This window comes from Massilia sp. AB1 (genome assembly GCF_018119385.1).
In the GTDB taxonomy this organism is placed as follows: domain Bacteria; phylum Pseudomonadota; class Gammaproteobacteria; order Burkholderiales; family Burkholderiaceae_D; genus Telluria.
Genome location: NZ_JAGKSG010000009.1, coordinates 42,246 through 68,176, shown reverse-complemented (window position 1 = coordinate 68,176; position 25,931 = coordinate 42,246). Strand labels below are relative to the sequence as shown.

Genomic DNA, 25,931 nt, shown 5'->3' with positions numbered 1-25,931 from the left:
AATTACAGTGGTTTTGATGTCGGTAGCGCTAGCAGCTTCTGGAAAGTCGCCACGAGATGGCGGTCCGCCACGGGTTTGTCGAGCAAGCCGCGCACCCCCGCATCGCGGGCGCGCAGGCTGTCGTACTTGAACGATTGACTGACCAGGAAGAGTACGGCGGTACGTCCGGCCCCTTGCTGGGACTTGATGGCGCTGCTCAGGCTGTAGGGTTCGATGCCGGGGGCGCAGGTATTGATCATGACCAGCGAGACCGGTGTTTCGTCGCACAGGCGCACGGCGGCGCGGCTGCTGTCGGTCCACTCGACCGGTCGGCCGCTGCCGGATCGGCCACAGCCGGGCGGGCCGCTGCCGTGCTGGCCTGGTGGCGCACCGCCAAGCTTGGTGCCGACCACATAGGCCACATGGTCGCGGAAGGCGCCGCCCTTGTCGATGATGAGCACGGCGCCGTCGGGCGGTCCCTGGCGCATGCGCTGGTAGAACTCCGGCGCCTCGGTGTCCGGCTCCAGCCTGGGCCTTCGGCGGCGTTCGGGCTGGCTGCATTCGCCGCGCGCGGTCAATTCGGCCAGCGCCTGCACCCTTGTGTCGAGCAGTTCGGCCAGGGTTTCGCACAGGCGGGCCGGGTCGACGGGGCGCGGCAGGGTGCGCCGGCTGCTGGCGCCGTCGCCGCCGATCAGGAGGATGGGCTGGAGGGCGCAGGGCGGCAGGCAGCACAGGCGCGCCAAGGCGGCGGGGTTGCCGCCGTCGGCGATATACAGGTCGGGTTCTTGCAAACTGTCGTCGTGCAGGCAAAAATACGACGGCCCCAGCTCCGGAGCTTGCGCGAGCAAAGTCTCCAGCTGCGTGCTTTCGGCCGGCGAGAACCCCATCAGGCGGACTGTAAATGGATACCTGGACACGTGCATCGGAAACGCCCTTCCTTTTGCAACTGCCAATTCTTTTTAATCTAGCATAAGCGTGCAAAGTAGCAAGCACGAATCCGGGCGGAACGAAAAGTTCGATTTTTTTTCTGCTCGACAAGATAGAATGCGCAAGCATTCGATAAATGAACATCAGCATGGCCTCTAAGAAACCCGCATCCGATTACAGCGAATCATCCATCCGCGTCCTCAAGGGACTCGAACCTGTGAAACAGCGTCCGGGCATGTATACCCGGACCGAAAATCCGCTCCACATCATCCAGGAAGTGATCGACAACGCCTCGGACGAGGCGCTTGGCGGTCACTGCAAGAACATCGGGGTGACGCTCAACACCGACGGCTCGATCACGGTCGAGGACGACGGCCGCGGCATTCCCGTGGGCCTGCACCCGGAAGAAGGCGTGTCCACGGTCGAGATCGTGTTTACGCGCCTGCACGCCGGCGGCAAGTTCGACAAGGGCTCGGGCGGCGCCTACGCCTTCTCGGGCGGCCTGCACGGCGTCGGCGTGTCGGTGACCAACGCGCTGTCCAAGCGCCTCGAGATCACCGTCTGGCGCAAGGACGACCAGGGCAACGGCGTGCACCAGCTGGCCTTCGAGGCCGGCGACGTGGTCGAGCCGCTGACTTCCAGCCCGGCTGAGCGCGGCGGCAAGAAGAACGGCACCCGCGTCACCGCCTGGCCGGACGGCAAATACTTCGATTCCCCCAACATCCCGATGTCCGAGCTGCAGCGCCTGCTGCGTTCGAAAGCGGTGCTGCTGCCGGGCGTGACCGTCACCCTGACGATCGAAAAGACCGGCGACGTCCAGACCTGGCGCTATGACGAAGGCCTGCGCGGCTACCTGACCGAGGCGCTGAACCAGAGCTCCAGCGGCCAGACCCTGATCCCGCTGTTCGAAGGCGCGCAGTTCGCCGCCGCCGGCGACGAAGGTTTCGCCGAAGGCGAAGGCGCGGCCTGGGTGGTGGCCTGGACCGAGGAAGGCGGCGTGGTGCGCGAGTCCTACGTCAACCTGATTCCGACCCCGAGCGGCGGCACCCACGAATCCGGCCTGCGCGACGGCCTGTTCGGCGCCGTGAAGAGCTTCGTCGAGCTGCACTCGCTGCTGCCGAAAGGCGTCAAGCTGCTGCCGGAAGACGTGTTCGCACGCGTTTCCTTCGTGCTGTCGGCCAAGGTGCTGGACCCGCAATTCCAGGGCCAGACCAAGGAGCGCCTGAACTCGCGCGACGCGGTCAAGCTGGTGTCGACCTTCACCCGTCCGCCGCTCGAGCTGTGGCTGAACCAGCACGTCGAATACGGCAAGAAGCTGGCCGAGCTGGTGATCAAGCAGGCCCAGTCGCGCCTGCGTTCGCTGCAGAAGGTCGAGAAGAAGAAGTCGTCCGGCGTGGCTGTCCTGCCGGGTAAGCTGACCGATTGCGAATCGAGCGACATCACGCGCAACGAACTGTTCCTGGTCGAGGGCGACTCGGCGGGCGGTTCGGCCAAGATGGGCCGCGACAAGGAATTCCAGGCCATCCTGCCGCTGCGCGGCAAGGTGCTGAACTCCTGGGAGACCGACCGCGACCGCCTGTTCGCGAACAACGAGATCCACGACATCGCGGTGGCGATGGGCGTCGACCCGCACGGCCCGGACGACAATCCGGACCTGAGCGGCCTGCGCTACGGGAAGATCTGCATCCTGTCCGATGCGGACGTCGACGGCTCGCACATCCAGGTCCTGCTGCTGACGCTGTTCTTCAAGCACTTCCCTGCCCTGTTCAGGAACGGGAACATCTGCATCGCGCGTCCGCCGCTGTACCGCGTGGACGTGCCGGCGCGCGGCAAGAAGCCGATCCAGAAGCTGTACGCGCTGGACGACGGCGAACTGCTGGCGATCGAGGACAAGCTCAAGAAGGAAGGCTTGCGGGAGGGTACCTGGAGCATCTCCCGCTTCAAGGGCCTGGGCGAGATGAACGCCGAGCAGCTGTGGGAAACCACGATGAATCCGGATACCCGCCGCCTGCTGCCGGTGTCCTTCGGCGAGTACAACCTGGCCGAATCGGCATCGCGTTTCAATATGCTGATGGGTAAGGGTGAAGCGGCCGCGCGACGGGCGTGGATTGAGGAACACGGGAACGAGACTGAGGCGGATATCTAATCAGGTAGTGGTCGTTTAAGCGCACCGCAGCCACAAACTCCGCCAGAAACGAACAAACAAACATGTCACAAGCAAGCCTCTTCGAACAACAACACGAGCCCTCCGACCAGGAAACGCTCACCCTTTCCACTTTCGCCGAGCGCGCCTACCTGGACTACGCGGTCTCGGTCGTGAAGGGCCGCGCGCTGCCGGACGTGTCCGACGGCCAGAAGCCGGTGCAGCGCCGCATCCTGTACGCGATGAATGAACTGGGCCTGGGCCCGACCGCCAAGCCGCGCAAGTCGGCTGCCGTGGTCGGCGACGTGCTCGGCAAGCTGCACCCGCACGGCGACCAGTCGGTCTACGATGCGCTGGTGCGCATGGCCCAGGACTTCTCGCTGCGCTATCCGCTGATCGACGGCCAGGGCAACTTCGGCTCGCGCGACGGCGACGGCGCCGCGGCGATGCGTTATACCGAAGCCCGCCTGACCCCGATCTCGCGCCTGCTGCTCGACGAGATCGACATGGGCACGGTCGACTACCAGCCGAACTACGACGGCTCGACCGACGAACCGCGCACCCTGCCGGCACGCCTGCCGATGGTGCTGCTCAACGGCGCCTCGGGCATCGCGGTCGGCCTGGCCACCGAGATCCCTTCGCACAACCTGCGCGAAGTGGCGCAGGCAGCCGTGGCGATGATCCGCAATCCCAAGATCACCCACGCCGAGCTGATGACCCTGATCCCGGGTCCGGACTTCCCGGGCGGCGGCCAGATCATCACCCCGGCCTCGCAGGTCGCCGACATGTACTCCACCGGCCGCGGCTCGATGAAGGTGCGTGCGCGCTGGAAGATCGAAGAACTGGCGCGCGGCCAGTGGCAAGCCGTGGTCTACGAACTCCCGCCGGGCGCGTCCAGTCAGCGCGTGCTGGAAGAAATCGAAGAACTGACCAACCCGAAGATCAAGCTGGGCAAGAAGGCCCTGCTGCCGGAGCAGCTGGCGCTCAAGCAAACCATCCTCGGCGCGCTCGACACCGTGCGCGACGAATCGGGCCGCGATGCGCCGGTGCGCCTGGTGTTCGAGCCGAAGTCGAAGAACCAGGACCAGACCGAATTCATGCTGATGCTGCTCGCGCACACCTCGCTCGAGAGCTCCAGCCCGATCAACCTGGTGATGATCGGCGGCGACGGCCGTCCGCGCCAGAAGGGCCTGAGCGCCATCCTGCAGGAATGGATCGACTACCGCTTCGTGACCGTGCGCCGCCGGACCGAATTCAGGCTGGGCAAGGTCAATGACCGCATCCACATCCTGGAAGGCCGCGAGATCGTCCTGCTGAACATCGACAAGGTGATCGCCATCATCCGTAATTCGGACGAGCCGAAGGCCGCGCTGATCGAGGAGTTCCGCCTGAGCGACCGCCAGGCCGAGGATATCCTCGAGATCCGCCTGCGCCAGCTGGCGCGCCTGGAAGCGATCAAGATCCAGCAGGAGCTGGCGGACCTGCGCTCGGAAAAGGAAAAGCTGCAGGACATCCTGGACAATCCGTCCACCATGAAGCGCGTGATCATCAAGGAGATCGAGCAGGACGCCAAGCAGTTCGGCGACGACCGCCGCACCCTGATCGAGGAAGCGCAGAAGGCCGTGGCCGAGCAGAAGGTCATCGACGAGCCGGTCACCGTGATCGTTTCGGAAAAGGGCTGGGTGCGCGCGCGCACCGGCATCGGCCACGATCCGGCGCAGTTCACCTTCAAGGCGGGCGACTCGCTGTACAAGGCCTTCGAATGCCGCACCGTCGACCACCTGCTGGGCATCGGCGACAACGGCAAGCTGTATTCGGTGCCGGTGGCGGCCCTGCCGGGCGCGCGCGGCGACGGCGTGCCGATCACGACCCTGGTCGACCTGTCGGGCGGCGTGCGCATTCTGCACTACTTCGCCGGCAATCCGGACACGCGCCTGCTGCTGGCCACCTCGAACGGCTTCGGCTTCATCGCCAAGGCGGGCGACATGGTCAGCCGCCTGAAGGGCGGCAAGTCCTTCATCACCCTGGACGACGGCGCCGTACCGCTGCCGCCGCGCGTGGTGACCGACACCGCGGGCGCGATCGCCTGCCTGTCGGAGAAGGGCCGCGTGCTGGTGTTCGGCATCGACGAGATGAAGGTGCTGACCAATGGCGGCCGCGGCGTCACGCTGATGGAGCTGGAGCCGAAAGAAACGCTGCTGGCGGCGCAGCCGATCAGCCAGAAGGGACTGAATGTGATGGGGACCTGGGCGGGCTCGAAGGAGCGTGTCGTGGAACTGTTCGCGTCGGGGCTGGAGCCGCACTTCGGCAAGCGGGCGCGCAAGGGCAAGCCGCTGTCGGCGCGTCTCAAGGCGCTGGACTTGGGGATGCGGGAGACCGAGGCAAGCAAGGCTGCTGCTTGATGGGAACGCCGGCTTCGCGCCGGCGTTTTTTATTGTGGGGCGGGAACCCAAGTTTGTCCGCACACCGATAGCGCATAAAAAACGCCGGCATCAAGCCGGCGTTTTCCGTTACAGCAAGAGGCTTAGTGCTTCGCCGCAGCCTTATGCACATCGGCAGCCGCCTCGGCACGCACCTGCTCCGTCTTGGCCGCAGCCTGCGCCTTGTCCGCCGCCGCATCGACCTGGACCTTGAGCAGCTTCTCATCAGCCTTGATCATCTTCTTCTCGGCCTTCAGGTTGGCATCCGCCACCTTCTCTTCGGCCTTGGCCATGGCCTTGGCGCGGTCTTCCGGATCGGCCTTGGCCACTTTTTCAGCCGCATCGGCGTGCTGCTCGACCAGCTTCGAGTGCGCCTTGGCCTTCTTCTCGGTCGCGTCCGCCACCGCCTTGTTCACCTTCTCGTCAGCCTTGGCAGCCTTCTTGACTTCCTTGGCTTCCGCCTTGGCAACATCCTTCTCGGCCTTGGCTTCCGCTTTCACGACTTCCGCGCTGGCAGTGGCGTTGACGGTGGTCTGAGCATAAGCGCCGGTAGCGAACAGGCCTGCAACGAGGGTAGCGATCAGTTTGTTCATGATGTTTCCTTTCCGGTGGGTCCCGCAAATATATTCATTTGCGAAATAATTTTTGTTAGACAACGCCTCCAGAATAGGCACTCCCCTCGCCCCGGTCTGTTAAGCAAGCAACTTAGGCTGAGCCAAGTTGTAAGCAAAAATTACCGGGATGCAGCCCCAGCGTACAGGTCGATGATCTCGCTGATCCCGTCCTGGCACACCGGGCAGAAGGTCTCGCTGCGGTCGAACATCAGGCACTGCATCGCCGGGCGGTAGTAGCCGCTGGCCTCGTAGTTCGCGCCCTCGAATGCACCGATGGAATGGCGGTGCGGCTGCTTGTCGAACAAGGCCCTGGAGCGCGTCAGGTCTTCGCGGAACAGCGCATTCATCTCCGACTCAGGCCGGTTGGCCGCGCGCAGAGCCGCGCGCTTCTTCTGGTAGGCGCGCGAGGCTTCCTCGTACTCGGCCTTCGGCCAGGGCGTCGGCAGCGGCGTGCCGGCCTTCACATGGCGCTTCCATTTCAGCTGCGCCGGATCGCGCAGCGCGGTCACGTTCGGCTCCCAGGGTTCCGGACGGCCGCTGGCGCTCTGGTAAGCCACCGGCGAGGTGTAGTACTCGTCCGCCAGGCCCGCGAAGTGGTGGCCGAATTCGTGCACGAACAGATAGTTGGCCCACTCGTTGCTGGCCGCCGCGGTGCTGAACTGGCCGAAGATGCCGCCGCCGCCGTAGGTCTCGTTGTTCACCAGGATCTCGATGAACTCGTAGGACGCGTGCTGGGCGATCTCGCGCAACGCGCGGTTGTCGAGCGTGAGCACATAGCGCTCGCTGCCGAAGATGTCGTAGCGCGTGCCCAGCGCGGACGGATGGTGCACGCCGGTGGACGGGCGCGTGATGCCCGATTTTTCGGTCGGCACCGCCATCGCCCAGACGTTGAAGTCCCTGGCCCGCTCGCGGAAGGGCGAGACCGAGAACAGGTGGGCCGACAGGCGCCGTGCGTCCGCTTCGAATTTCTTCATGTCCGCCTGGGTGTAGCCGTCGCCCAGGATCAAGAGGTCGACCTTCTCCGGCGAGGGGCCGCTCACGTGGATGGGAATCGGCTTGGCCGGTGCCGGAGGCTGCTGCTTGACCACATCTTGCGCGTCGGTGTCGACCTCCACGCTCCAGGACACCGAGAACTGGTTGCGTTCGTCGCGCTTGAGGATGCGCACGCGCACCGGTTGCTGCGGCTTGGGAAAGCGCACCGATTCCTGGAAGCTGCGGCTGATCTTGCCCGCCTCCTCGGTCGTGCGCCATTCGCCGAAGACGGTGGAGAAATCGCGCGAATACAGCAGGTCGCCGGTCTCGGCGTCCACCACCTCGACCCGGTTCTGGCCGCGGTTGCTGTTGTCGAAGTTCTTCGCCAGGTTGCCCGGCCACGGCAGGGGCTCGACCACGACGCGTTCGAGCGCGTACTGGTCGGACAGCGCGTTGCCGCTGTGGGTGTAGTCGACACGGATGGTGGCCGGCTGGGCGGCCTGGGCGTTGGCTGCGCCAAGCATGAGCATGGCGGCGAACAGCTGCAAAGGAAGAAGGCGCATCGCGATTCCTGTGTGATGGTATCGCGACATTGTAAGCCTGACAGGCTCAGCGCATGGGCTGGCGAATGATGGTCTTCCATCGCGACGGCTCGCCACGGCGGATGTCGCTCAGGTAGATCTCGTGGTGCTTGCCCGCCAGGGCGGCGCGCGTCTCGATGAAATCGTGCACCCGCTGGATCGTCGGGCCTTCTTCGCTGAAGGGCCCGACGTGCAGGATCTGCGCGCATCGCCCTTCCGCGAAGTGCTCCAGCCTGAGTGCGTCGAGCGCGGGCAGCCCCTTGGCGCGCTTCACTTCCGCGATCGCCGCGCGGATCACCGTTTCGCCGGCGAACTCGGGCTGCATGATCATCATGGTCCACCGCCACTGCGAGCGGTCGTTGCCGGCGAAGGCGGACAAATCGTCGGCCCACCACAGGCCCTCCAGCGGCATGACCGCGTAGTCGACGCCCTGCTCGCCCTTCTTCACCATGAACTTGGTTTTATAGGACACCGAGAACAGCGCCTCGACGGCCGCGGCATACTGTGGCGAGGTGTTGGGATCGCCCTGGCCGTCAATCATCAGGAAGCGCATGGACGGCACCTCGACCTCGGCCACCTCCTTGGCGGACGGACGGTAAAGATGCTTCAGTTCGAGCTTGAGTTCGCGTTTGGACATGGGCAATCCTCATGGCGGAGTTTGCCATCTTGCCATACTCGACTGTTGGAAAGCGAGGGGAGAGCCCGCGTGCCGCAGGCTAGGCGCTGACGCCGATCAGCGTATCGCGCCGCAGGCGCATGCGCGTGTAGGGCGTGCGGATACCGGCGGACATGCCCCAGGCGGCGGCCCAGCGCAGCGCGCGGTCCGTCTCCGGCCCGAACGGCCTGGCGGCCGAAGCCCGCTTGAGTGCGACGGACATGCGCTGCATGGCATACAGCTTCCTCGGTGAAAAACCCTTCGTCATGGCTTCACCATAACGGCCCCGCCCCGCACGCTCCGTGCCCTACCTAACCGATACCGGAAGCGGCAACTGGAACACGCATTGATCAGCTTAACCGGAATGCATAATCGATTGACGCCTGCCGGTTTCAACACCAGAATCGGCGGATCGCCATTTCGCAGAGGAGTTCCCGTGCCCCGCCTGAGACCGTGCCTGACCCTACTGTCCCTGCTGCCTTCCTTCGCCCTCGCCGCCCCGGCCTGCCAGCCCGGCCAGGCGATCGACGAAAGCGGTTTCCTGAACATCGGCGGCATCGAGCAATGGGTGACCATCCAGGGCGACAACTGCGCCAACCCGGTGCTGCTGGTCGCGCATGGCGGTCCGGCCAATCCCTACACGCCCTTCGGCGGCGGTCCCTACGCCGCCTGGCGCAAGGACTACACGGTGGTGCACTGGGACCAGCGCGGCGGCGGCATGACCTATGGACGCAACCGCCCTGCCGAGGACGAGCCGCTGACGGTGGAGCAGATCCGCGACGACGGCCTCGAACTGGCGCGCCACATCCGGCAGCGTTTCAACAAGCGCAAGCTGATCCTGATGGGCAGCTCCTGGGGCTCGATCGTCGGCGCCAACATGGCCAGGAAGGATCCCGAACAGTTCTGCGCCTGGGTCGGCGTGGCGCAGGTGGTGGGCGGGCGCCAGAACAGGGGCAACTGGAACACGGTGCTGGAACGCGCCCGCGCCGCCGACGACAAGGCCACGGTCGCGCAGCTGGAAGCGCTCGGCCCGCCGCCCTGGACCAACCCGCGCAACTTCGGCATCCTGCGCCGCGCCACCCGCAAGTACGAGCTGCAGGTGACCGAGCCGACTGTGGCCTCCTGGTGGAAGGTGCTGCCCGCCTACGCCACGCCGCAGGCCAAGGCCGACTACGATGCGGGCGAGGATTACTCCTTCATCAACTTCGTCGGCTGGAAGGGCGACGGCATGCTGTCCAAGGTGGATATGTACAAGCTGGGTACGCGCTTCGCGCTGCCCGTCTACATCGTCCAGGGAACGGAAGACCTGCTGACCGAAGCGAAGGTCACGCGCCCTTACTACGAGGCCATCTCGGCCCCGGACAAGGCCTATATCGAAGTGCCGCGCGCCGGCCACGACCCGAACGGGCCGCTGATCGAGGCGCAGAAGCGCGTGCTGGACGAGCGCGTGCGCTCCAAGTGCAGCTGATTACTTGTATTGGTACAGCGGGCGCTGGACCACGATCGGCCGGATATCGAGTCGCACGTTGTAGACGGAATAGGCTTCGCTGAGCGGAGACATATAGCCCACGCTCTCGATGGTGCGCGACAGCTTGAACTCGAAGCCGAGGTCGGGCTGCACGCCATGGGGGCTGTCGAGCGACAGCCCGATGGCTTCCGGCTGGTCGCTGTCGATCAGCCGCGCCATCAGGTCCACCACCGTGCTGTTGCCGAGGATGTCGGCCGAGAACAGCGGCTCGCGGTAGTAGGGCTTGCCGGGATCGATCCGGCCGTCGGCCTTGTCCGTGGCCGGCGTGAAGGTGCGGGTGACGAGGTTGAAGCGGTCGCCGTTGTCCAGGTAGCTCAGGCGCGCGTTGCTGACGTTGAACAGCCCGTCCTTGAACTTCGCCTCGCTCAGATCGACCAGCAGCGCCCCGCGGTAGCCCACCACTTCCACCTCGCGCGAGGGGCCGACCACCATGGCGGTGTTTTCGTCGATGCCCAGCCCGGTCTTGTAGCCCTTCTTGAGCATGGCCGGCAGCATGCGCGCGAAGCGTCCGCGCACCAGCAGGTGCTGGTCGATGAAGACGTCGTCGCCGATGAAGCCGAGGCCGGGCGCGATCTCGTGTTCGTCGTCGAGGCCGAGCTTGAGGGTGGTCAGGACCGGCTTGGGATAGCCGAACATGGTGCTGCTCATGATGGCCGCGCCGGCGCTGGAGCCGGCGATCACGCCGCCGCGCCGGTACATGTCCCACAGGGCGTCGAGGATGCGGGTGTTGCTGCCGTCGGGACGGCGCAGCGCGCGTGTGATGCGGCCCTGGTCGCCGCCCGCGAAGTAGGCGCCGCCGGCGGCGCGCACGGCGGCGGCCAGCACCGGGTCTTCGGCGGCGACAGTGTAGTCGGTGCCGCTCAGGCGCACCGCGACCGGAACGAAGAAAGCCTTGGCGCCGTAGTGGTTGAAGCGGTCGACCAGGAACTTGCCGGCCCGCTCGGGATTGGCCGAGGCCGAGGCGAACACCGCGATGCGCGCGCCCTTGCCGCCCGCCAGCTGGACGATGCGCTCCCAGACCGCCGCGTTGTCGGCGCGCAGGGCGCCGCCGATGATGACGAGCGAACCTTTCGGCAGCGGCTCCGCTGCGATGCTGTAATTACTCGCCAGCAATGCCAAGGCGAGCAAGCCACGGACAAGGAACTGGACCATTCGGCTTTCCTCTGGTTACCACCATCGTAAGCCTGATTCCAGTCGCTTGTCGCCGTGTTGAGTCTGCTCAGGACAAATAGATGTTAGGAAAGTATCGCTCCATCAGCGTCTGTGGCTGCTGCGGCGCGGTGAAGCCGAAGCGTTCGTAGAGGCCGTGCGCATCGCTCGTGGCGAGCATGAACCGGCGCAGCTTTTGCAGGCTGGGGTGGCGCAGCACCACCCCGATCAGCTGCTTGCCGTAACCGTGCCCGCGGTACTCGGGCACGACGAACACGTCCACCAGGTTGGCGAACGTGGCGTAGTCGGTAATCACTCGCGCGAATGCGATCTGGCGGCCATCCAGGTAGCCGCCGAAGCACAGCGAGTTTTCGATCGAGCGCTCGACCACCGGGCGCGAAATCCCGACCGCCCAGGTGCTCTGCTCGCTCAGGAAGCGGTAGATCATCGGGATGTCGAGCTTGCTCTGGTCGGTGCTGACCTGGAAGCTGGAATCGTTGGTAATCATGGAACCCATGGCGATGGCAAAAAAGTCATTCTAGCGCTGTTTGCAAGTTGCATAAGTCCGATTGAGACTGGCCTCTTCAGTGGCCGTCAGCGGCTTTGCAGGTAACGTTCAGGCAAGGGCAATTGTGGGTCTTCGGCACGCCAGACCAGGCTCAGGACATACCAGCGCTTGCCGTCGTTCACCAGCTGGATGCTGTTGATTCCACGCATGAAAGGCTTGGCGTCGGACGGCGCATGGCGCGCTTCGTAGGTGCTGAACACGTGGGCGACCTGGCCGAAGGTCTCGACGGTGCGCGCCAGTTCGGACTCGAAGAAGCCCATGGTGGCGAAATTCTTGGTGTTGCGGGCGATGTAGTCGTCCGGCGTCATCTGGCGCATCGCGTAGCTGCCGTCGGGGCGCTGGCCGACCGCCATCATGCGGCCTTCCGGGGCGAACAGGGAACGCATGCGGTCCCAGTCGCGCGGCGCGCCGGCGGGGCCGGAAATCACGTCGTACACGGCCTTGACGATGGCGTCGACCGAGGCGACATCGGCCGGACGGGCGGCGGGGATGGCCGGTGCGGCCGTGGCGCCTGGCGTTGCCGGCGCGGCCGGAGCAACAGGAGCTGCCGGCGCCGCCGGAGCCGATTGCGCCATTCCCATTCCGGGCGCCAGCGCTGCCGCCGCCAGTACGCCTGCCATCCCCGTGCGAAGCATTCGATACATACGTCTCCCCTGTTATTGTCGTTTGATGAAGCTTGTTACGTCATCATCACCCATTTCAGGGTGCTTGTCACCGTCCGGGGGACCGCCGGAAGCCTTCGGGCCGGCCGGTTTATAATCATTGGATACCTAACACGGATCCCACCATGACTGCACAACTCTCCAAGAAAGCCGAAGCCTGGTCGGCACGTTTCAACGAACCGGTTTCCGATCTCGTCAAACGCTACACCGCCTCGGTGTTCTTCGACAAGCGCCTGGCGCCGTTCGACATCCAGGGCTCGCTGGCCCACGCCGAGATGCTGGCCGCACAAGGCATCATCAGCGAGCAGGACCGCGCCGAGATCGAACGCGGCATGGCCCAGATCCGCTCCGAGATCGAGGCCGGCAGCTTCGAGTGGCTGCTGGACCTGGAAGACGTGCACCTGAACATCGAAAAGCGCCTGACCGAACTGGTGGGCGACGCCGGCAAGCGCCTGCACACCGGCCGTTCGCGCAACGACCAGGTGGCGACCGACATCCGCCTGTACGTGCGCTCCGCCATCGACGACATCCTGGGCCTGCTCGCCAGCCTGCGCGGCGCCCTGACGGACCTGGCCGAGCGCCATGCCGACACCATCATGCCGGGCTTCACCCACCTGCAGGTGGCGCAGCCGATCACCTTCGGCCACCACATGCTGGCCTATGTGGAAATGTTCGGCCGCGACGCCGAGCGCATGCAGGACGCACGCCGCCGCGTGAACCGCCTGCCGCTGGGCGCCGCCGCCCTGGCCGGCACCACCTTCCCTATCGACCGCCTGCGCGTGGCCAAGACCCTCGGCTTCGAGGACGTGTGCCATAACTCGCTCGACGCCGTGTCAGACCGCGACTTTGCGATCGAGTTCACCGCCGCCGCCTCGCTGATCATGATGCACGTCTCGCGCTTCTCGGAAGAACTGGTTATGTGGATGAGCCAGCGCATCGGCTTCATCGACATCGCCGACCGCTTCTGCACCGGCTCGTCGATCATGCCGCAGAAAAAGAACCCTGACGTGCCAGAACTGGCGCGCGGCAAGACCGGCCGCGTCTACGGCCACCTGAACGGCCTGCTGGTCCTGATGAAAGGCCAGCCGCTGGCCTACAACAAGGACAACCAGGAAGATAAGGAACCGTTGTTCGACACCATCGACACCGTCACCGACACCCTGCGCATCTTCGCCGACATGGCGGGCGGCATCACGGTCAAGCCGGACAACATGCGCGCCGCGGCGCTGCAGGGCTACGCCACTGCGACCGACCTGGCCGACTACCTGGTCAAGAAGGGCCTGCCCTTCCGCGACGCGCACGAAGCCGTGGCCCACGCGGTGCGCGCCTGCGACGACCTGAAGTGCGACCTGTCCGACATGCCTCTGGAAAAGCTGCGTGAGTTTTCGCCGCTGATCGAGCAGGACGTGTTCGCCGTGCTGACCCTGGAAGGCTCGGTGGCGGCGCGCGACCACGTCGGCGGCACCGCGCCGAACCAGGTGCGCGCGGCGATCGCGCGCGTGCGCAAGCAGCTGGCGGAATAAACCGCCGGGTGGACGGCCTTGCCGTCCACCCTTGGTTCAGCCTCCCCGCTTCTCGCGTCCACGCAGGCGCGCGCCCTTCATCAGGGTCTTCCACTTCGCCCGTTCAGCGATCCGGTCCAGCGCCGTCTGCTCGGCGCGCCTCACCTCGCGCAACAGCTTGCGGTAGTTCCGCAGCCGGTCCGCATCCACCACGTCCCTCACCGCGCATCCCGGCTCGCTCTCGTGCTGGCAGTCGCGGAACTGGCAAGCCTCCCCGAGCGCGGCGATGTCGTTGAAGGACTGTTCCAGGTCGTCTTCATCCGCGTCCGGCTGCCAGGCGCGCAGTCCCGGCGTGTCGATGATGCAGGCGCCGCCCGGGCAGCGGTGCAGCGAACGCGCCGTGGTCGTATGTCTTCCCCGGTCGTCGCCGTAGCGGGTGCCGCCCGTCGCCTGCAGGCTGCCGGCGAGCGCGTTCGTCAAGGTCGACTTGCCCACGCCCGAGGAGCCCAGCAGCACCAGGGTCTGGCCGGCGCCCAGCCACGGCGCAAGGAGGCCGGCATCGCTCTGCTCGGCCGGGTGCACGGCCAGCGCCGGCACATCCTCGGGGATGCGGCGGCGCAGCTGCGCGATCTTTTCGCCGGCATCGCTGCCGATGTCGGATTTGGTCAGCACCATCACCGGCGCCACGCCGCAGGCGCGCACCACGGCGATATAGCGTTCCATGCGGCGCGGGTTGAAGTCCTTGTCCAGGCCCATGAGCAGCAGCGCGGTGTCCACGTTGGCGGCCAGGACCTGGCGGCCGCCCGCGGTGCGCCGCGCCAGGCGGGTGGATGGCTCGAGGACATGGTCGATCCAGTAGTCGCCGATGACTTGCACGGCGAGTACCCAGTCGCCGACTACCGGCGGGCTGGATGCGATAGGCGGCGTGCTGCGGGCCAGGAAGGCCTCGCGGCCATCGTCCAGCATCAGGCAGTCGCGCTGGACGGAGGTGACGCGGGCAAGGCGGTGCTGCGGTCCGGCCTGCGCCAGTTGCGCGGCCAGGTGGTGATGAAAGCCGATTCCTTGCAGGGTCGGGTAATCGATGTCGATCATGACGATGTGTTTTCCAATTCGATAGGCGCAACAGGCGTGCGCGGACAGCCGCCCATTGAGGCGGCAAGGTCGGGAAATGGAAGGTCGGCGCTGGCGCGCCTCAGGCCATCGTCGTGATGGGTGTGCGCGTCAGGCGGCCGACCGGAGGGCGGTATCAGGCTGGTTCATGTCGCGTCTCCTCGGGTCGTGTTGGAAAGGCTCGTAGTCTGGCACCTAAGGCGGATGACGTCAAGCAAACGCGGTGGCGGACAAGGCGTCTCCGGCTTTTGCGCTATGCTGATGGCGCATCGCACCAACCATCCAGCGAGAACATCCCGTGACCACCTTCACCCCTGCCCTGCCCGAGCGCGACTTCGCCGCCTTCCTGTTCGACATGGACGGCACCATCCTCACTTCGATCAAGGCCGCCGAGCGGGTCTGGAGCGACTGGGCGCGCAGCCACGGGCTGGATGTCGAGGCCTTCCTGCCGACCATCCACGGCAAGCGCACCGAAGACACCATTCGCAATCTCAATCTGCCTGGGGTCGATCCGGCGGCCGAGGCAAGGCGCATCACGCTGGCGGAGATCGACGACGTGGCGGGGATCGAAGCGATCGAGGGCGTGGCCGCCTTCCTCGACAGCCTGCCGCCGCAGCGCTGGGCGATCGTGACCTCGGCGCCGCGTGCACTGGCCGAGGCGCGCATCGTGGCGGCCGGGCTGCCGCTGCCTGGCGTACTCGTCGCGGCTGAAGATGTGCAAAAGGGCAAGCCGGCGCCGGATCCTTTCCTGCTGGGGGCGGAGAAGCTGGGAGTGTATCCGGAGCATTGCCTGGTATTCGAGGATACGCTGGCCGGGCTGCAGGCGGCGGAGGCGGCGGGGATGGACAGTATCGTCGTGACGGCGACGCATACGCATGCGCTGGACACGACGGCGTATGACGTGCCGGATTATGCGGAGTTACTGGCAGTGCGGACGGAGGATGGGTTGTTGAGGTTGCAGCGCAAAACGGCGTAAGGGCTGTTCTTCTGCTGGTCGAACTTGGGTCCCGGCCTTCGCCGGGACGACGGTCTTGAGGCTATAGGCGCACTCAAACAACGTCATCCCCGCGCAGGCGGGGACCCAAGTTCAACAGATCTCAGCACTGCCGCGCAGCAAGCCTTGTATCGCTACCGCCAGCCCTTACATACTCCGTATCGACGCACCCAGCAGAGGCCCCCCATGCATCGCTACAGAAACCAAAGCGGCGAATCCGGCGTCACCGCCTACGACATCGGCAAGGACTTCATCACCATCCAGTTCACCGGCGGCGACCGCTACCTCTACACCGAGCGCAGCGCCGGCGCCGAGAACATTGCCAAGATGCGCGAGCTGGCCGAAGGCGGACGCGGTCTCTCGACCTTCATCAGCCAGCACATCCGCCAGCGCTACGCCCGAAAACTCAACTAAGTCTTGCGCAAGGGATACGGCGTGCCGTCTTTGTGCAGATAGGAATTGGTCGCGCCTTCAAAACGCAGGTCGATATCCGGATAGGTCGCGATATCGTTCTTGACGCGCGACCCGACCACCAGGAACACGCCCGGCCCCCAACTACGATTGATCAGATGGTGGCCGTTCGGCTTACCAGCAGGAAATGCCGCGCAATCGCCGGCCCGCATCAGGGTCTCCCCTTCATCCGTGACGAGCACCAGTTCGCCGGACACCATCATGACGAACTCGTCCTCGTGCGAATGCCAGTGGCGCTGCGAGGAAGCCGCGCCGGGCTGCAGCTCGACCAGGTTGACCCCAAATTGGGTCAGCCCGCCGGCGTCGCCCAGCGCTTGCTTGGTGCGTCCATCCACCGCCTCGGCGAAGGGCTCCGGGTAACCGGTGCCGCTCACCACAGGGATACTGCTCAGATCCAGTCTCGACATGGCGCTCCTTTTGCAGTTGGACGCGGCCAGGTATTAGCCGCGTTTTTGTACCAGCGTCAGGATATCGTAACTCGCCACCAGTTCGTCGTTTTGATTCGTGACCTGCACATCCCATGCGACCACGCCCTGGCCGCGCCCCTGCTCGTCAGTGCGGTTGCGGTCGACCTTGCGCTTGCAGGTGAGGCGCGCGCGGATGGTGTCGCCGATCGCCACCGGCGCCACGAAGCGCAGGTTGTCCAGGCCGTAGTTGGCCAGCACCGGGCCCGGGGCCGGCGACACGAACAGGCCCGCAGCCGCCGACAGCACGAAGTAGCCGTGGGCGATGCGCTTGCCGAATTGCGTATCCTTGGCCGCGATCTCGTCGAAGTGCATGTAGAAGTAGTCGCCCGACACGCCGCCGAAGTTGACGATGTCCGCCTCGCTCACGGTGCGGCGGTGGGTCAGCAGCGAGTGTCCGATCTCGAGGTCTTCGAACCAGCGGCGGAACGGATGGACTTCCGTCTCCTTGACCGCGCCGCCGCGCACGTATTCGCCGGTGACGGCGCCCAGCATGGTCGGCGAACCCTGGACCGCGGCGCGCTGCAGGAAGTGCTTGACGGCGCGGATGCCGCCCAGCTCTTCGCCGCCGCCGGCGCGGCCCGGGCCGCCGTGCTTGAGCTGCGGCAGCGGCGAGCCGTGGCCGGTGCTGTCGACCGAGGCTTCGCGGTCCAGGATCAGCACGCGGCCATGCGAGGCGGCGGCCACCGGCACCGCGTGGGCGGCGATCGCCGGGTCCTTGGTGGCGAGCGTGGTCACCAGGCTGCCCTTGCCGCGCGCGGCCAGTTCCAGCGCCTCGTCGATGTCCTTGTAGGTCATCAAGGTGCTCACCGGGCCGAAGGCTTCGATGTCGTGGACGGCGTCGTTGACCAGCGCGTTACGGCACAGCAGCAGGGTCGGCGAGAAGAAAGCGCCGTTGGCGCAGCCCTCGCCCACCGGCGCGAAGCCGTCGCGGGCCGAGAACAGTACTTCGTTGCCGCGCGCAAGCATCTCCACGCGCTCGGAGACGTCGCGGTGCTGATCCATCGAGGCCAGCGCGCCCATGCGCACGCCTTCCATCTTCGGGTTGCCGACGGTGATCTTGGCCAGGCGGTCGCGCAGGCGCTCGCCGACGGCGTCCACGAGCTGCTCCGGCACGATGACGCGGCGGATCGCGGTGCACTTCTGGCCGGCCTTGCCGGTCATCTCGCGCGCGACTTCCTTCACGAACAAGTCGAATTCCGGGTCATCCGGGGTAACGTCCGGGGCCAGGATGGCGCAGTTGAGCGAGTCGGCTTCGGCGGTGAACGGCACCGAGTTGCGGATCAGGTTCTGGTTGGCACGCAGCTTGGCGGCGGTGTCGGCCGAGCCGGTGAAGGTGACGGCATCGAAGCCGCCCAGGCGGTCGAGCAGGTCGCCCGTGCTGCCGATCACCAGCTGCAGCGCGCCTTCCGGCACCAGGCCGGATTCCATCATCATCTTGACGGTGGCCTGGGTCAGGTAGCTGGTGGCGGTCGCCGGCTTGACGATGCAGGGCATCGCGGCCAGGAAGCTCGGTGCGAATTTTTCCAGCATGCCCCAGATCGGGAAGTTGAAGGCGTTGATGTGCACGGCGACGCCGCCGCGCGGCACCAGGATGTGGGTGCCGGAGAAGCCGCCGCGCTTGCCCAGGGCCAAGGCCGGGCCTTCATGCAGGACGTTGGACGACGGCAGTTCGCGCGAGCCCATGCTGGCGTAGGCGAACAGGGTGCCGATGCCGCCTTCGACGTCGACCCAGCTGTCCGGGCGGGTGGCGCCGGTCAGGTGGGAGATTTCGTACAGCTCTTCCTTACGCTCCATCATGTAGAGGGCCAGGGCCTTCAGGGCCTGGGCGCGCTTCTGGAAGTCGAGCTGCATCAGCTGCTTGATGCCGGTCTTGCGCGCGTAGGTGATGGCTTCCTCGAAATCGATCTTCTCGGCGTGGGTGTGGTAAATCAGCTGATTGTCCAGTGCGCTGTGCAGCGGGGTGTGCGCTTCCTGGCCGTGCCAGCGGCCGGCGATCAGGCTTTGCAGGGTGGCGATGTTGCCCATGTTTCTTCGTCTCCGTTCAGTTATCTCTTCAATTGGCCTGCTGCCCCTGCACCGTCATCCCGGCGAAGGCCGGGATCCAAGTTTGCGTGCGCGTCTGTGGCGCGAAACTTGGGTCCCGGCCTACGCCGGGACGACGGTTTTACGGGCGGTGGTGCTTTCAGCTTTTCGGTTTATGCAGCGCCCCAGTCCCGAAATCGATGCCCTTGCGGTCCGGCTCCACTTCAGTGAACGCCTCGACCTCCCGCATCGTCTCCAGCGACCGCACATTCAGCTCGTGATACTGCCGCGTCCCAAAGCTCTTCCACTTCACATCTTCATCCGTCAGCTCGCGCATGACCTTGGCCGGCGTCCCCATGACCATCGAGCGCGGCGGAATGATCATCCCTGCCTTTACGAAGCTCATCGCCGCCACGATCGACTCCTCGCCGACCACGGCCTTGTCCATCACGACCGCATTCATGCCCACCATCGCGTTGCGCTTGATGCGGCAGCCGTGCAGCACCGCGCCATGCCCGATGTGCCCATCCACCTCGACCACGGTGTCCTCGCCCGGAAACCCATGCATCACGCAGGTATCCTGCAAGTTGGCGCCCTCCTCCAGGATCAGGCGCCCGAAGTCGCCGCGCATCGAGGCCAGCGGGCCGATGTAGCAGCGCGGTCCGACGATCACGTCGCCAATCAGGACCGCCGACGGATGCACATAGGCCGTCGGATGCACCACCGGCCGTACGCCGTTGATCTCGTAGACCTTGACCATCTCAGACCCGCTCGACGATCAGCGCGATGCCCTGGCCCACGCCGATGCACATGGTGCACAGCGCGTAGCGGCCCTTGGTGCGATGCAGCTGGTTCACCGCCGTGGTCACCAGGCGCGCGCCCGATGCGCCCAGCGGATGGCCCAGCGCGATTGCGCCGCCGTTCGGGTTCACGTGGGCCGCGTCGTCCGCCAGCCCCAGGTCGCGCGTCACCGCCAGGCCCTGCGCGGCGAAGGCTTCGTTCAGCTCGATCACGTCCATCTGGTCCAGGCGCAGGCCGGTCTGCGCCAGCAGCTTCTTCACCGCCGGCGACGGGCCGAAGCCCATGATGCGCGGCGCCAGGCCCGCGGTCGCCATGCCGACCACACGTGCACGCGGGCTCAAGCCGTGGCGGCGCGCCGCGTCGCTTGACGCCAGCAGCAGCGCGCAGGCGCCATCGTTCAGGCTCGACGCATTGCCGGCGCTGACCGTCCCATCAGGCATGACCACGCCCTTCAGCTTGGCCAGCGCTTCCATGCTGGTCTCGCGCGGCTGCTCGTCGGTGTCGAACACGCGCGACTCACCTTTCTTCCCATGAATCGTGACCGGCACGATCTCATTCTTGAAGAAGCCCTCGGCGTTCGCACGCGCCCAGCGCTGCTGGCTGCGCAGCGCGAACGCATCCTGGTCGGCGCGGCTGATGTTGAATTCGACGGCCACATTCTCGGCAGTCTCCGGCATCGAATCGATGCCGTACTTGGCCTTCATCAAGGGATTGACGAAGCGCCAGCCGAGCGTGGTGTCCTCGATCTTGGCCGCGCGCGAGAAGGCGCTGTCGGCCTTGCCCATTACGAAAGGCGCGCGCGTCATGCTCTCGACGCCGCCCGCGATGATCAACTGGGCCTCGCCGGCCTTGATGGCGCGGGCGGCCGTGCCGACAGCGTCCATACCGGAGCCGCACAGGCGGTTGATGGTATTGGCCGGCACGTCCTGAGGCAGGCCGGCCAGCAGCGCGGCCATGCGGCCCACGTTGCGGTTGTCCTCGCCCGCCTGGTTGGCACAGCCATAGAACAGGTCATCCACGGCGGACCAGTCCACGTCCTTGTTACGGCTAATGAGCGCCGCGATCGGCAGCGCGCCCAGGTCGTCGGCGCGGACGGTCGAGAGCGAGCCGCCGTAGCGGCCGAAGGGGGTGCGGATCGCGTCGCAGATGAAAGCGTCGTTCATGAAATCTCCTGGATTAATTTTTGGGGCGTTTGTCGACGACACGCTTTGCTTTGCCAGTGAGCGTGCGTTCGATGCCTTGCGGAGGCATCAGCGTCACACGGGTAGTCACGCCCACATAAGTTTTGATGCAGTGCTGGAGTTCGCGGCACAGCGACTCCACGGTGTCTTGCGGCAGACTCGCGTCGCTCAGCTCGCCCAGCACCTCCAGGGTGTCGAGATGGCCGTCGCGCGCCACCACCAGCTGGTACTGAGGCGCCAGCAGCGGCATCTTCAGGACCAGTTCTTCGATCTGGCTGGGGAACACGTTCACACCGCGGATGATCAGCATATCGTCCGAGCGGCCCGTGATGCGGCCCATGCGGCGCATGGAGCGCGAAGTGGGCGGCAGCAGGCGCGTCAGGTCGCGGGTGCGGTAGCGGATGATGGGCAGCGCTTCCTTGCTGAGCGAGGTGAACACCAGCTCGCCCTCCTCGCCGTCCGGCAGTACCTCGCCGGTGTCGGGGTCGATGATCTCGGGATAGAAATGGTCTTCCCAGATCACCGGGCCGTCCTTGCTCTCGATGCATTCGCTGGCCACGCCCGGGCCCATCACTTCGGACAGGCCGTAGATGTCGACGGCGTCGATGCCGGCGCGCTGCTCGATCTCGCGGCGCATGGCGTCGGTCCAGGGCTCGGCGCCGAAGATGCCGACCTTCAGCGAGGACTCGGCCGGGTCGATCCCCTGGCGCTGGAATTCCTCGATGATGTTCAGCATGTAGGACGGCGTGACCATGATGATCGAGGGCTTGAAATCGCAGATCAGCTGCACCTGCTTCTCGGTCTGGCCGCCGGACATCGGGACCACGGTGCAGCCCAGGCGCTCTGCGCCGTAGTGGGCGCCCAGGCCGCCGGTGAACAGGCCGTAGCCGTAGGCGATGTGCACCATGTCGCCGGGACGGCCGCCGGCGGCGCGGATCGAGCGCGCCACTACGCCGGCCCAGGTGTCGATGTCCTTCTGGGTGTAGCCGACCACGGTTGGCTTGCCGGTGGTGCCCGACGAGGCGTGCACGCGCACCACCTGCTCGCGCGGCACGGCGAACAGGCCAAAGGGGTAGTTGTCGCGCAGGGTCTTCTTTTCGGTGAAGGGGAACTTCGCCAGGTCGGCCAGCGTTTTCAGGTCGTCGGGATGGACGCCGGCCGCATCGAACGCGGCGCGGTAGTGCGGCACGTTCTCGTACGCGTGCCGGAGCGACCATTTCAGGCGTTCCAGCTGGAGCGCCTGCAGCTCGTCGCGGCTGGCGCGTTCGATCGGCTCCAGTTCACCTGGCATGGGACTACGTTGGACCATCTCGACCTCCTTTGCGTTAAATCAGGCGGCGACCTCGGCCACGTGACCGCTGACGCGGTGCGACTTCCCGCGGAACAGCGCCACCAGGCGCCCTTCCCCGTTGCTCACGGTGACGTCGTAGACGCCGGTCTTGCCCGCAAGCGCCTGCTCCACCGCCTCGGCCACCAGCAGGTCGCCTTCGCGGCCCGGTGAAAGGTAATCGATGGTGCAGCCGGCGCCCACGGTATTGAAGTTGTGCGAGTTGCAGGCGAACGCGAAGGCGCTGTCCGCCAGCATGAAGATGTAGCCGCCGTGGCAGGTGGCATGGCCGTTGAGCATGTCGCCGCGCACGCGCATCGACATGCGCGCGTAACCCGGACGAATCTCGTCGAGCGCCATGCCCAGCGCCTGGCTGGCGGGGTCGCGCTCGTACATGGTCTTGCCGGCCAATTCCGCCAGGGCCTGCGGATCGCTATGCATGGATGCGCGCTCCGCTTGGATCGGCAGCCAGCTTGCGGCGCAGCAGCGGCGAGACGCGGTAGCGGTCCTCGCCGTAGACGTCCGCCAGGTTGGCCAGCACCGCCACGATGTGCGGCAGGCCGACACTGTCCGCCCAGGCCAGCGGGCCGCGCGGGTAGTTCACGCCCTTCTGCATGGCAGTGTCGACGGCGCGGGCGCTGCACACGCCCTGGTTGACGGCGTCGGCTGCCTCATTGGCGAGCATCGCCACGGTGCGCATCACGGCCATGCCGGGCACGTCGTCAAGACGGGTAACGGCGAAGCCTGCGGCCTGGAACATGCCGACCACGGCGTTGTAGGCTGCCTCGCTGCACTGGTCGGCGCGCGCCAGCGCCACGCGGGTGGCCTTGGAGGCGTCCAGCAGCAGGTCGACCAGGACGGTGTCCGCGTGGCCATCATCATGGGCGCGCTGGGTGGCGCTGCGGCCGTCGGTCAGGTGCACGGCCGCGCCTTCGCAGCGGATGCCTTCACCTTCCGACTGCGCGAAGCCGGCGGCGCGCAGGCGCTCGGCCAGCGGGCCGGCGCCGATGCTCACCGATTCCGGGCGCGGCTGGGCCGCCTCGGTTTGCGGCATGGCTTTCGCGGCGCCTTCGCCGTACTGGTAGAAGCCGCGGCCGGTCTTGCGGCCCAGGAAGCCGGCGTTGACCAGTTCCTGCTGCAGGATCGAGGGCGTGAAACGCGGGTCGCCGAAATAGGCGTTGAAGACGGAATTCGTGACCGAGAAGTTGACGTCGTGGCCGATCAGGTCCATCAGCTCGAATGGGCCCATGCGGAAACCGCCGCCCTCGCGCATCACGGCGTCCAGGGTGGCCGGGTCGGCGGCCTGCTCGAGCAGCAGGCGCAGGCCTTCGGCGTAGTACGGACGGGCGACGCGGTTGACGATGAAGCCCGGGGTGGACTTGGCGTGGACCGGGTTCTTGCCCCAGCTCTCAGCCGTGGCGTAGACGGTGTCGGCGACCTCCTTGCTCGTCGCCAGCCCGCTGATTACCTCGACCAGTGCCATCAGCGGCACCGGGTTAAAGAAGTGCATGCCGACCAGGCGTTCCGGACGGCGCAGCGGCGCGGCGATCGCGGTGACGGAGATCGACGAGGTGTTGGTGGCCAGGATGCAGCTGTCGGCGACGATGCCTTCCAGCTCGGTGAACAGAGAGCGCTTGGCGTCCAGGTTCTCGACGATCGCTTCGACGACCAGGGCCGCATCCTTCGCTTCCTGCAGCGAGCCGATGGCTTTCAGGCGTTCGCTCGCCAGGTCGGATTCGGCCGCACCCATGCGGCCCTTCTCGACCAGCTTGGAATAGGCGATGCGGATGCTCTCGATCGCCTTGGCGGCGGCATCAAGCCGGGTGTCGTAGAGCAGGACCTGGTGGCCCGCCATCGCCGCCGTTTGCGCGATGCCGGAGCCCATGGCCCCGCTGCCGATCACGGCGACCGTGCTGCCTTGCGGAAGTGCGTGCATCCTTACTCTCCCTTGAAGTGCGCAGGGCGCTTGCCGATGAAGGCGGCGACGCCTTCGCGATAGTCGTGGCTATAGCCGAGTTCGCGCATCATCCGGGCTTCCAGCTGCAGCTGGTCTTCCAGCGAGTTCGTATAGCTGGCCTGGAAGGCTTTCTTGGTGAAGGCCAGGCCCTTGGTCGGGGCGGCGGCGAAGTGCTCGGCCATGGCCATGGCTTCGTCCATCAGGGCTTCGTCGGGGACGCAGCGCCAGATCAGGCCCCATTGCTCGGCTTTTTCGGCGCTGAGTTTTTCGCCCAGCATGGCGAGACCCGTGGCGCGGGCCGGGCCGATCAGGCGCGGCAGGTGCCAGGTGCCGCCGGTGTCGGGGATCAGGCCCAGCTTGCAGAAGGCTTCGATGAAGCTGGCGGATTTGGCGGCCAGGACGATGTCGCAAGCCAGGGCCAGGTTGGCGCCGGCGCCTGCCGCCACGCCGTTGACGGCGCAGATGACCGGCATCGGCAGGTTTTTCAAGGTCAGGACCAGGGGGGCGTAGAACTTCTCGACCGATTCGCCCAGGTCGACGCTCGGGGCGCCCGGGTCGACGGCGCGGTCGTTCAGGTCCTGGCCGGCGCAGAAGCCCCGGCCGGCGCCGGTCAGCACCAGGACGCGGGCGGTTTTGTCTTCCTGCAGCTTCGTGAGCGCATCGCGCACTTCGAGGTGCATGGCCTGGGTGAAGCTGTTCAGACGGTCGGGGCGGTTCAGGGTCAGGACGGCGATGCCGTTGTCGATCTTGAACTGGATGGATTCGTAGGTCATGAGTGTCTCCAAATCTTATTGTTATCTTCCGGCTTTGCGGTTGCAGGGCCTATTCGGCGATGTCGAAGTCGACCACCACCTTGTCGGTGACGGGGAAGCTCTGGCAGCTCAACACAAACCCGCGCCGCACTTCGTAATCCTCGAGCGCGTAATTCACGTCCATCTCGACCTCGCCGTCCAGCACCTTGCAGCGGCAAGTCGAGCACACGCCGCCCTTGCACGAGTAGCGCATGTCGATCCCCGCGCGCAGGCCGGCGTCCAGGATCGATTCCTTGTCCTTGTCCATCGTGAAGCTGGCGGCATTGCCGTCCATGATCACGGTCACTTCGGTCTGGTGCTTCGTCCCCGCCTCGATATGACGCGGCTTGTGCTCGTGCTTCGGAATACTCGCTGCGAACAGCTCGATGCGGATCTTTTCCTTCGCCAGCCCGGCTTCCTGCAGCGAACGCGACACGCCATGCATCATGTCTTCAGGCCCGCAGATGAAGGCCACGTCGATGTCGCGGATGTCGATCCAGTGCTTCAGGAACTGTCCGCACTTCTCTTCCGTGATGCGGCCATTGAACAGCTCGATGTCCTGCTGCTCGCGGCTCATCACGTAGACCAGGCGCAGGCGGTCCATGTACTGGTCCTTCAGGTCGGTCAGCTCGTCGCGGAAGATCACGGTCGACGAGGCGCGGTTGCCGTACACCAGGGTGAAGCGGCTGTTCGGCTCGGCCTGCAGGGTGGTCTTGATGATCGACAGGAGCGGGGTGATGCCGCTGCCGGCCGCGAAACCGAGATAGTGGCGCGCGCTCTCGGGCTCCAGCGGCACGTTGAAGTGGCCCATCGGCGGCATCACGTCCAAGGTGACGCCCGGCTGCAGGCTTTCGTTGGCCCAGTTCGAGAACAGGCCGCCCGAACAGCGCTTGATCGCCACGCGCAAGGCATTGTCCTGCACGGCGGAGCAGATCGAATAGGAACGGCGCACATCTTCGCCATCGATCATGGCGCGCAGGGTCAGGTGCTGGCCCTGCTTGTAGGCGAAGGCTTCCTTCAGGTCGTCCGGCACGTCGAAGGTCACGGCGATGGCGTCGCGCGTCTCGTGCTTCACCTTCGCCACGGTGAGTGGATAGAATTTGCTCATGT

At 65.9% G+C, this 25,931-nt stretch carries 24 protein-coding genes; 6 read left to right on the top strand and 18 right to left on the bottom strand.

Annotated features, from left to right (window positions below):
- Positions 1–2: 2 nt before the first annotated feature.
- Complete coding sequence (locus J8847_RS07780) at positions 3–827, bottom strand: two-component system response regulator (protein ID WP_229512617.1); 825 nt, start codon at positions 825–827, stop codon at positions 3–5.
- 227 nt (positions 828–1,054) lie between these two features.
- Between J8847_RS07780 and J8847_RS07775 the strand changes: the two genes are divergently transcribed.
- A complete protein-coding gene (locus J8847_RS07775; protein WP_211524113.1) occupies positions 1,055–3,052 on the top strand; it encodes a DNA topoisomerase IV subunit B in 1,998 nt (665 codons plus the stop codon).
- A 62-nt stretch (positions 3,053–3,114) separates the two neighbouring features.
- The gene (parC, locus tag J8847_RS07770; protein WP_211524112.1) at positions 3,115–5,451 is read left to right on the top strand and encodes a DNA topoisomerase IV subunit A; all 2,337 of its coding nucleotides are present in this window, start codon (positions 3,115–3,117) and stop codon (positions 5,449–5,451) included.
- Positions 5,452–5,573: 122 nt separating this feature from the next.
- Here parC and J8847_RS07765 read toward each other — a convergent pair whose 3' ends face one another.
- The 4 genes from J8847_RS07765 to J8847_RS07750 all read right to left on the bottom strand — a co-directional run bounded on the left by J8847_RS07765 (position 5,574) and on the right by J8847_RS07750 (position 8,523).
- Positions 5,574–6,062, bottom strand: a complete 489-nt coding sequence (locus J8847_RS07765; RefSeq protein ID WP_211524111.1) for a hypothetical protein — start codon at positions 6,060–6,062, stop codon at positions 5,574–5,576.
- Between the two features lie 140 nt (positions 6,063–6,202).
- Positions 6,203–7,618, bottom strand: coding sequence for an IgA Peptidase M64 (locus J8847_RS07760; protein ID WP_211524110.1), 1,416 nt, complete (start codon positions 7,616–7,618; stop codon positions 6,203–6,205).
- 46 nt (positions 7,619–7,664) lie between these two features.
- Positions 7,665–8,273, bottom strand: coding sequence for a GyrI-like domain-containing protein (locus tag J8847_RS07755; RefSeq protein WP_211524109.1), 609 nt, complete (start codon positions 8,271–8,273; stop codon positions 7,665–7,667).
- 79 nt (positions 8,274–8,352) lie between these two features.
- A complete protein-coding gene (locus tag J8847_RS07750; protein ID WP_211524108.1) occupies positions 8,353–8,523 on the bottom strand; it encodes a hypothetical protein in 171 nt (56 codons plus the stop codon).
- A gap of 204 nt (positions 8,524–8,727) precedes the next feature.
- On the opposite strand from J8847_RS07750, the gene J8847_RS07745 reads away from it, so the two are divergent.
- The gene (locus J8847_RS07745) at positions 8,728–9,759 is read left to right on the top strand and encodes an alpha/beta fold hydrolase (RefSeq protein ID WP_211524107.1); all 1,032 of its coding nucleotides are present in this window, start codon (positions 8,728–8,730) and stop codon (positions 9,757–9,759) included.
- Here the strand turns inward: J8847_RS07745 and J8847_RS07740 are convergent, their stop codons facing one another.
- From J8847_RS07740 to J8847_RS07730, 3 genes are all read right to left on the bottom strand, one after another.
- Positions 9,760–10,971, bottom strand: a complete 1,212-nt coding sequence (locus tag J8847_RS07740) for a cyanophycinase (RefSeq protein ID WP_211524106.1) — start codon at positions 10,969–10,971, stop codon at positions 9,760–9,762.
- Between the two features lie 67 nt (positions 10,972–11,038).
- Positions 11,039–11,476, bottom strand: coding sequence for a GNAT family N-acetyltransferase (locus tag J8847_RS07735; RefSeq protein ID WP_211524175.1), 438 nt, complete (start codon positions 11,474–11,476; stop codon positions 11,039–11,041).
- 86 nt (positions 11,477–11,562) lie between these two features.
- On the bottom strand, positions 11,563–12,180 hold the full coding sequence (locus J8847_RS07730; protein ID WP_229429894.1) for a hypothetical protein: 618 nt from the start codon (positions 12,178–12,180) through the stop codon (positions 11,563–11,565).
- Between the two features lie 143 nt (positions 12,181–12,323).
- Here J8847_RS07730 and argH point away from each other — a divergent pair, with 143 nt between their 5' ends.
- Positions 12,324–13,721 (top strand): argininosuccinate lyase, encoded by a 1,398-nt coding sequence (gene argH, locus J8847_RS07725; RefSeq protein ID WP_211524105.1) that lies wholly within the window; start codon positions 12,324–12,326, stop codon positions 13,719–13,721.
- Between the two features lie 36 nt (positions 13,722–13,757).
- Here the strand turns inward: argH and rsgA are convergent, their stop codons facing one another.
- Entirely contained in the window at positions 13,758–14,792 is a 1,035-nt protein-coding gene (gene rsgA / locus J8847_RS07720; RefSeq protein ID WP_211524104.1) for a ribosome small subunit-dependent GTPase A, read from the bottom strand.
- Positions 14,793–15,108: 316 nt separating this feature from the next.
- On the opposite strand from rsgA, the gene J8847_RS07715 reads away from it, so the two are divergent.
- On the top strand, positions 15,109–15,786 hold the full coding sequence (locus J8847_RS07715; RefSeq protein WP_373888832.1) for an HAD-IA family hydrolase: 678 nt from the start codon (positions 15,109–15,111) through the stop codon (positions 15,784–15,786).
- Between the two features lie 204 nt (positions 15,787–15,990).
- Positions 15,991–16,218 carry a hypothetical protein gene (locus J8847_RS07710; protein WP_211524103.1) on the top strand — a complete coding sequence of 76 codons (228 nt, stop codon included), beginning with the start codon at positions 15,991–15,993 and terminating at the stop codon, positions 16,216–16,218.
- Here J8847_RS07710 and J8847_RS07705 read toward each other — a convergent pair.
- From J8847_RS07705 to paaE, 9 genes are all read right to left on the bottom strand, one after another.
- Positions 16,215–16,682: a cupin domain-containing protein gene (locus tag J8847_RS07705; RefSeq protein ID WP_211524102.1), complete on the bottom strand. Its 468-nt coding sequence runs from the start codon at positions 16,680–16,682 to the stop codon at positions 16,215–16,217. The genes J8847_RS07710 and J8847_RS07705 overlap by 4 nt on opposite strands.
- 33 nt (positions 16,683–16,715) lie before the next feature.
- On the bottom strand, positions 16,716–18,767 hold the full coding sequence (gene paaZ / locus J8847_RS07700; protein ID WP_211524101.1) for a phenylacetic acid degradation bifunctional protein PaaZ: 2,052 nt from the start codon (positions 18,765–18,767) through the stop codon (positions 16,716–16,718).
- Positions 18,768–18,924: 157 nt separating this feature from the next.
- On the bottom strand, positions 18,925–19,524 hold the full coding sequence (locus J8847_RS07695) for a phenylacetic acid degradation protein PaaY (protein WP_211524100.1): 600 nt from the start codon (positions 19,522–19,524) through the stop codon (positions 18,925–18,927).
- Between the two features lies 1 nt (position 19,525).
- On the bottom strand, positions 19,526–20,728 hold the full coding sequence (pcaF, locus tag J8847_RS07690) for a 3-oxoadipyl-CoA thiolase (protein ID WP_211524099.1): 1,203 nt from the start codon (positions 20,726–20,728) through the stop codon (positions 19,526–19,528).
- A gap of 13 nt (positions 20,729–20,741) precedes the next feature.
- Positions 20,742–22,055 (bottom strand): phenylacetate--CoA ligase PaaK, encoded by a 1,314-nt coding sequence (gene paaK / locus J8847_RS07685; protein ID WP_211524098.1) that lies wholly within the window; start codon positions 22,053–22,055, stop codon positions 20,742–20,744.
- A gap of 21 nt (positions 22,056–22,076) precedes the next feature.
- Positions 22,077–22,514, bottom strand: a complete 438-nt coding sequence (gene paaI / locus J8847_RS07680; RefSeq protein WP_211524097.1) for a hydroxyphenylacetyl-CoA thioesterase PaaI — start codon at positions 22,512–22,514, stop codon at positions 22,077–22,079.
- Entirely contained in the window at positions 22,507–24,009 is a 1,503-nt protein-coding gene (gene paaH, locus J8847_RS07675) for a 3-hydroxyacyl-CoA dehydrogenase PaaH (protein WP_211524096.1), read from the bottom strand. The genes paaI and paaH overlap by 8 nt, the downstream gene beginning before the upstream one ends.
- A gap of 2 nt (positions 24,010–24,011) precedes the next feature.
- On the bottom strand, positions 24,012–24,803 hold the full coding sequence (paaG, locus tag J8847_RS07670) for a 2-(1,2-epoxy-1,2-dihydrophenyl)acetyl-CoA isomerase PaaG (protein WP_211524095.1): 792 nt from the start codon (positions 24,801–24,803) through the stop codon (positions 24,012–24,014).
- Positions 24,804–24,852: 49 nt separating this feature from the next.
- A complete protein-coding gene (paaE, locus tag J8847_RS07665; RefSeq protein ID WP_211524094.1) occupies positions 24,853–25,929 on the bottom strand; it encodes a 1,2-phenylacetyl-CoA epoxidase subunit PaaE in 1,077 nt (358 codons plus the stop codon).
- Positions 25,930–25,931: the final 2 nt, after the last annotated feature.

Excerpts from the sequence above, each read along its gene's own strand:
- J8847_RS07775 (WP_211524113.1), top strand. The coding sequence starts at position 1,055 with ATGGCCTCTAAGAAACCCGCATCCGATTACAGCGAATCATCCATCCGC.
- parC (WP_211524112.1), top strand. The coding sequence starts at position 3,115 with ATGTCACAAGCAAGCCTCTTCGAACAACAACACGAGCCCTCCGACCAG.
- J8847_RS07765 (WP_211524111.1), bottom strand. The coding sequence starts at position 6,062 with ATGAACAAACTGATCGCTACCCTCGTTGCAGGCCTGTTCGCTACCGGC.
- J8847_RS07760 (WP_211524110.1), bottom strand. The coding sequence starts at position 7,618 with ATGCGCCTTCTTCCTTTGCAGCTGTTCGCCGCCATGCTCATGCTTGGC.
- J8847_RS07755 (WP_211524109.1), bottom strand. The coding sequence starts at position 8,273 with ATGTCCAAACGCGAACTCAAGCTCGAACTGAAGCATCTTTACCGTCCG.
- J8847_RS07750 (WP_211524108.1), bottom strand. The coding sequence starts at position 8,523 with ATGCAGCGCATGTCCGTCGCACTCAAGCGGGCTTCGGCCGCCAGGCCG.
- J8847_RS07740 (WP_211524106.1), bottom strand. The coding sequence starts at position 10,971 with ATGGTCCAGTTCCTTGTCCGTGGCTTGCTCGCCTTGGCATTGCTGGCG.
- J8847_RS07735 (WP_211524175.1), bottom strand. The coding sequence starts at position 11,476 with ATGATTACCAACGATTCCAGCTTCCAGGTCAGCACCGACCAGAGCAAG.
- J8847_RS07730 (WP_229429894.1), bottom strand. The coding sequence starts at position 12,180 with ATGTATCGAATGCTTCGCACGGGGATGGCAGGCGTACTGGCGGCGGCA.
- argH (WP_211524105.1), top strand. The coding sequence starts at position 12,324 with ATGACTGCACAACTCTCCAAGAAAGCCGAAGCCTGGTCGGCACGTTTC.
- rsgA (WP_211524104.1), bottom strand. The coding sequence starts at position 14,792 with ATGATCGACATCGATTACCCGACCCTGCAAGGAATCGGCTTTCATCAC.
- J8847_RS07710 (WP_211524103.1), top strand. The coding sequence starts at position 15,991 with ATGCATCGCTACAGAAACCAAAGCGGCGAATCCGGCGTCACCGCCTAC.
- J8847_RS07705 (WP_211524102.1), bottom strand. The coding sequence starts at position 16,682 with ATGTCGAGACTGGATCTGAGCAGTATCCCTGTGGTGAGCGGCACCGGT.
- paaZ (WP_211524101.1), bottom strand. The coding sequence starts at position 18,767 with ATGGGCAACATCGCCACCCTGCAAAGCCTGATCGCCGGCCGCTGGCAC.
- J8847_RS07695 (WP_211524100.1), bottom strand. The coding sequence starts at position 19,524 with ATGGTCAAGGTCTACGAGATCAACGGCGTACGGCCGGTGGTGCATCCG.
- pcaF (WP_211524099.1), bottom strand. The coding sequence starts at position 20,728 with ATGAACGACGCTTTCATCTGCGACGCGATCCGCACCCCCTTCGGCCGC.
- paaK (WP_211524098.1), bottom strand. The coding sequence starts at position 22,055 with ATGGTCCAACGTAGTCCCATGCCAGGTGAACTGGAGCCGATCGAACGC.
- paaI (WP_211524097.1), bottom strand. The coding sequence starts at position 22,514 with ATGCATAGCGATCCGCAGGCCCTGGCGGAATTGGCCGGCAAGACCATG.
- paaH (WP_211524096.1), bottom strand. The coding sequence starts at position 24,009 with ATGCACGCACTTCCGCAAGGCAGCACGGTCGCCGTGATCGGCAGCGGG.
- paaG (WP_211524095.1), bottom strand. The coding sequence starts at position 24,803 with ATGACCTACGAATCCATCCAGTTCAAGATCGACAACGGCATCGCCGTC.
- paaE (WP_211524094.1), bottom strand. The coding sequence starts at position 25,929 with ATGAGCAAATTCTATCCACTCACCGTGGCGAAGGTGAAGCACGAGACG.